4 protein-coding genes are annotated in these 6,018 nt (G+C 53.2%); 2 read left to right on the forward strand and 2 right to left on the reverse strand.

The genetic code is table 11. The features are described from left to right. Positions 1-22: 22 nt before the first annotated feature. Complete coding sequence (locus Q0294_RS21295) at positions 23-2,653, forward strand: PSD1 and planctomycete cytochrome C domain-containing protein (RefSeq protein ID WP_299469469.1); 2,631 nt, start codon at positions 23-25, stop codon at positions 2,651-2,653. A gap of 5 nt (positions 2,654-2,658) precedes the next feature. Further along, complete coding sequence (locus Q0294_RS21300) at positions 2,659-4,107, forward strand: DUF1501 domain-containing protein (protein WP_299469471.1); 1,449 nt, start codon at positions 2,659-2,661, stop codon at positions 4,105-4,107. Positions 4,108-4,135: 28 nt separating this feature from the next. Here Q0294_RS21300 and Q0294_RS21305 read toward each other — a convergent pair whose 3' ends face one another. Further along, the gene (locus Q0294_RS21305) at positions 4,136-5,050 is read right to left on the reverse strand and encodes an aminotransferase class IV (protein ID WP_299469473.1); all 915 of its coding nucleotides are present in this window, start codon (positions 5,048-5,050) and stop codon (positions 4,136-4,138) included. 18 nt (positions 5,051-5,068) lie between these two features. Next, the coding region (locus Q0294_RS21310; RefSeq protein ID WP_299469475.1) for an FAD:protein FMN transferase at positions 5,069-6,018 on the reverse strand (950 nt) is incomplete at its 5' end.

Below are 6,018 nucleotides of genomic sequence, written 5' to 3' on the forward strand. Positions count from 1 at the left end.
GCTAGTGAGAAGAGGGGATTTGATGCGCGATCGGAGCAGTTGTCACTATTGGGGGTTCAAAGCAACAGGCCTGGGAATGGCCTGTTGCGTTTCGGTTCTTTTCTGTCTGCGATTCGTGTCGGGAGAAACCAGCCCGGCTGCGAAAAAAACGCCTGCGACAGAAATCCAGTTTGCACGTGATATTCAGCCGATTCTGGAAGCGCACTGTTTAGACTGCCACGGTCATGCAGACCCGGAAAGCAGTTTCTCATTGACCACGCGGCAGACGACTCTCGCGGGCGGCAATTATGGGATGGCCCTCTTGCCGGGGCATCCTGCGAAAAGCCCGCTGTTTCAAATGATCTCCGGGACACATCGGGATAAACTCGTGATGCCACCGGAAGGAGAAGGCGCGCGTCTCTCTCCCAAAGAAATTACCGCGATCCAGCAATGGATCAGGCAGGGAGCGATTTGGCCGGACAAACTGGAGATCGGCGAGAAAACAAAACACAAACGCAGTAAAAAACATTGGGCATTCCAACCGATCCTGAAACAGGATCTTCCCCCGTTACAGCAGAAGGCCTGGGCCAGGAATGAAATCGACCATTTCATTTTACAGCGACTGCAACAGGAAAAGATTCAACCTGCCGCAGCCGCCGACAAACCAACGTTGATTCGACGCGTAACGCTGGACCTGACAGGCCTGCCGCCTACGCCGGAAGAGGTCTCTCGTTTTGTGAACGATGATCGACCTGACGCGTATGAACGGGTTGTGGACCGCCTGTTCAAATCGCCGCACTTTGGCGAAAAATGGGCGCGGCTCTGGTTGGACTTATGTCATTACGCTGACAGTGACGGTTATCTGACCGATGCCGTCCGCCCCAATGCCTGGCGGTTTCGCGACTGGGTTGTGCAATCGTTGAATGAAAACAAGCCCTTCGATCAATTCACGCTGGAACAAATCGCGGGCGATCTGCTGCCTGAGACTACGCCGTCCCAACATGAGGGAACCGGTTTTTTGCGGCAGACGTTAAGCAATCGAGAGGGCGGGGCAGACCTCGAAGAATTTCGCGTGAATAAAGTGATCGACCGGACTAAGCTGGTCGGCACGATCTGGCTGGGGCTCACGCTGGACTGTTGTCGCTGTCACAATCATAAATATGATCCGATCAGCCAGAAAGAATTTTATCAGCTCTATGCCTTCTTCAACTCCGCTTATGAAGTCAACATTGATGCGCCCCTGGCAGAGGAACGGCGACAGATACAGCAGCAGGCAGTTTACCAGAAAAAACGGCAAGCTCTGATTGCTCCTGTGCAGGCACCGCTGGAGAAACTGCAGCGGGAGTGGGAAGAAAAAATGCTTTATGCGGCGGAGCATCCGGCCGCAGACCACCACTGGGCCCGTGCCTGGGAAGTGATGGGGCTGGTCTGGGGCGTCGGTTCAGGAGAAGGGCAACAGGAAGGGCTGGAAATTCTCAAGCTTGATCCCGATCAGCGAACGCAACGGCAGCAGGATGACCTGCTGGATTATTTTCTGGCGCGGGGACACATCGTGAATGGGGCCCAATTCAATGAACTCAAACTGGGTGAGCTGGCGAAAAATCTGGCTGCCTTGAGCAAGGAATATCCGCCCGTCTCCCGCTCACCCGCGATGCAGGAGATGCACTCGCCAACTCAGGCATTTGTGCATTTGCGAGGTTCATTCCAGGCACCGGGTGTTCCCGTCGAACCCGGTACACCTCAGATTCTGTCTGCGTTCCATCACCAGGAGAAACCGAATCGACTCGATCTGGCACGCTGGCTGGTTTCCCCCGCTAACCCGCTGACCGCTCGCGTCACCGTGAACCGGATCTGGCAGGAATATTTCGGACAGGGAATCGTACTCACCTCGGATGACTTTGGCACACAAGGCGCTCGGCCTTCACATCCCGAGTTATTGGATTGGCTCGCATCTCACTTGATAAGCAATGGCTGGAATGTCAAAGACCTGCACCGGTTGATTGTGACCTCCGCCACGTATCGTCAATCCTCTAAAATGCGCCCCGACATATATCAGAGAGATCCCGCCAATCGACTGCTCAGCCATCAAACCAGCCTGCGGCTTTCAGCTGAAACGGTTCGCGATCAGGCACTGGCGGTCAGTGGCTTACTCACGCGGAAACAGGGAGGCCCGTGTGTGCGACCGCTCCAGCCTGAGAGTGTGGTGATGGAAGGCTTTGGTTCAAATACCTGGGAAGTCAGTACTGGAGAGGATCGGTATCGCAGAGGTTTATACACCCTGGTTTTAAGGACCTCGCCTTACGCGCAGTCCGTGATTTTCGATGCTCCTAATCCCAGCCAGACCTGCAGCCGCCGGGATCGCTCGAATACACCATTGCAGGCACTGACGCTGTTAAACGACCCGGTGTTTTATGAAGCGGCGCAAAAACTGGCCCAGCGGATCATCAACGAAAACTCCGCCGATCTTGACGCGCGCCTGCACTATGGATTTCAGCTATGTCTGGCTCGAGAGCCTCAGCAGAAAGAAATCGACCGACTGAAAGAACTCTATCAGCAGCAAGTCGGGCAACAATCGCCACAAGCAGTCAGCGGAAAAGTCTCCCGCGAGGAAGCTGCGTGGACCGTCGTTGCCAGTGTGTTGCTCAATCTGCATGAATTTATTGTACGGGACTGATACCAATGATCGAATATCACGAGATTCAATATCAGCAGCGACGTCATTTTCTGAAGTCGACCGCCTGTAGTCTCGGTTCGATTGCCCTCAGTCAACTTCTGGCAAAAGAAAGCGCCGCGAGTCAACCGGCATTCAAAGCCGACAATCCGCTGGCTGTGAAAACGCCGCACTTCGCACCCAGGGCAAAAAATGTGATCTTCATTTTTATGTCTGGCGGACCGAGCCAGATGGATCTGTTTGATCCGAAGCCCCAGTTGCAAAAGCTGCATGGACAGCCGGTTCCCGAATCATTTCTCAAAGGGATCAACGATTCACTCATTAAATCAACGGCACAAGTCATGGCTTCGCCGCGGACCTTTCAAAAATATGGCGCGTCGGGGCTCGAATTTTCTGACAACCTGCCGCATCTGGGAACCTGTGCCGACGATTTTTGTATGATTCGGACCGTGCACACTGATGTCAGCAATCATCATCCCGCACAGATGCTGATGAATAGCGGCTCGACGATGTTTGACCGCCCCAGTATGGGTTCGTGGGTCACTTACGGGTTGGGAAGTGAGTCAGAAAATCTACCCGGTTATGTGGTTTTGCTCTCAAATTCGGGCAAAGGCGTGGATGGAGGTTCGTCGCTCTGGAGTAATGGCATTCTCCCTTCCACCTATCGGGGCGTCACATTTCGCAGTCGCGGCGAAGCGATTTTGTATTTATCGAATCCAAACGGAATTTCGCCCGCGATTCAGCAGGATCGCCTGAATGCGATTCGTGATTTGAACACGATGCGCTTTGACCAGATTGGCGATCCGGAAATTGCCTCACGCATCGCCTCATACGAACTCGCATTTCGGATGCAGGTCTCAGCGCCGGAACTGCTCGACTTCAAAGACGAGTCCAAAGCGACCCTCGACATGTATGGCATTGAAAATGAAACCACGAACTGGTTCGGCAGCAATGCGTTACTCGCCCGTCGCATGATTGAACGGGGCGTGCGTTTTGTACAACTCTATCATTCCACCTGGGATGATCATTCGAATCTCAACAAGAACCTCAAAACAAACTGCGACATGACCGACCAGCCCTGTGCCGCTTTGATCAAAGATCTCAAGCAGCGAGGCTTGCTCGATGATACGCTCGTGATCTGGGGGGGAGAATTCGGCAGGACCCCGATGACCGAAGTCCGCAGAGGTTCCTCGCCGGGAAGAGAAGGCCGCGATCATCATCCTTTCAGTTTTACCATGTTAATGGCCGGCGGGGGTGTGAAAGCGGGAACAGTGATTGGGAAAACGGATGAGCTCGGTTTTCATCCGGTTGAAGATGAAGTCCACATTCATAATCTGCACGCCACGATTCTGCATCTGCTGGGTTTCGACCACACCAGGCTGGTGGTGAAGCACAAAGGCCTCGACTACCGTTTGACTGGCGTGGAAGGTAAGGTTCTGGAGAATCTGATCGCCTGATGTTTTTCAGAAGATCGTCTTGAATTTGCTATTTCCGCGAAGCTTGCGCCTGTTCCAGGATGTCGATGCCGACCAGATGACTCCAGGCTGCTAACAGTTTTTTCGTGATCGGACCGACCTGACCATCGCCGATGATGGTGCCGTTAAATTTTGTGGCCGGCATGATACAGTAAGGTGTGCTGGTGAAAAATGCCTCGTCGGCGGTGATGACGTCGTAAGGGAGTAGTTGACATTCTTCGACAGGAATATTGAGTTTCTCGGCCAGTAGAAAAATTGTCTGGCGACTGATGCCGTTCAGGCAGTTGATTGTGCTCGGCGTGCGGATTCGATTGTTCGTCACCAGGAAAAAATTGCCTCCCTTGTTTTCAGAGAGAAATCCATCAGTATCGAGCAGCAGACTCTGCGCCATCGGGTCAACCAGCTTCACTTCCGATTCAGCCAGCGTATACAGAAAACGGCTGCGGTTTTTGATACGGGCATCTAGCGACTGTGCCGGTTGGATGCGCGAAAAAGGAGTCACAGCGTGACAGCCCACCCGATAGAAGTCCGCCCAGTAGGAAAGATCAAGGGGCAGTGTGATGATCATGACCGTCGGTTTTGATCCCGGCGGTTTTTGTCCGCTTGAGGGGACCCATTGTCCGGGCGTAATGTTATGCACGATCCAGGCATCAGTGCCGGCATCGTAATTAGGCCTGTTTTTCTCCCAGACTTCCAGCGTAAGCTGTTCCATTTCTTCAACGGTCATACCTGCATCGAAGCGGGCTGCTTTGAGACTGAGGAACAGACGGTCGAGATGGTCGCGCAAACGAAACGGCTGATGCGCGAAGGTACGCGTGGATTCGGTGACGGTCATCCCCAGGCTGATCGCGCCATCAAAGATGGAAATTTTCGCCTCATTCGCGGGAACATACTCGCCGTTCAGGTAAACCAGATTCTCAGTCATGGAAGCTCCTCTTCGGTTTCAATTCTGTTTTAGATCATAGCAGGAAAAGCAATGGGATTCGAATGATTTTAATGGTCCGTTTTCGTGCCTGAGAATCAAACACGCGGTTCCCGGTTTCTGATTCAGCAGTTTGATTCCCGCCTCTGGTCCGAGTACGCTGACCGCAGACGCCAGGCTGTCAGCAGTCATCCCATCGGGGGCAATGACAGTGACGCGGCTTTGATCGGTGAGCCCGAGTCCGGTGCGCGGATCGACAATATGCGAGTAACGTTTGCCGTCGATGACAACGTGCTGCAGCGCATCCCCCGACGTCGCGACGGCCGCGTTATGTAAGAGCAGATACCGGTCGATGTTGGCCTCGGGACCGTCTGAAGAAGAGATGCCGATTTTCCATCCGCACGTATTCGGCGGGGGATCTCCCAGCACGATATCTCCGCTCCCATCAACCATCGCGCGACTCACACCATTTTCTTTTAACACGCGTAAAGCGACATCAGCGGCGTACCCTTTGGCGATGCCTCCCAGGTCGAGTCGCATGTCCTTTTTCAGCAGCTCGACCGTCTGGTTTTGAACTGAAATTTTCAGCGATTCATAACCGACTTTATTGCGGGCCTCCTGTAAACGCTGGTGATCAGGCATCGATTTTTGACGCCGCGCCCGCCGCCAGAGCCTCACAACAGGGCTGATTGTAACATCAAATGCCCCATTCGTTTCCTGCGAAAGTGCTTGACCTTTTTTCAGTACTGTCAACAGGGGGAGACTGACTTTGACTGGTTTTCCCGGCCCGGATAACCGACACAACTCGTTCAGTTCACTTTCCGGGTCATAGTCGCTGAGTATTTTGTTAAGTTCCTTTATACGTGTGAAAGCATTTTGAGAGGCTTTGTTTGCGATTGGTTTGTCGCTAGCATATAATACAATTCTCCACTGCACCCCCATATGTACTTCCTGAAATTCATACCGATTCA

The organism is uncultured Gimesia sp. (assembly GCF_937919775.1).
GTDB lineage: Bacteria > Planctomycetota > Planctomycetia > Planctomycetales > Planctomycetaceae > Gimesia.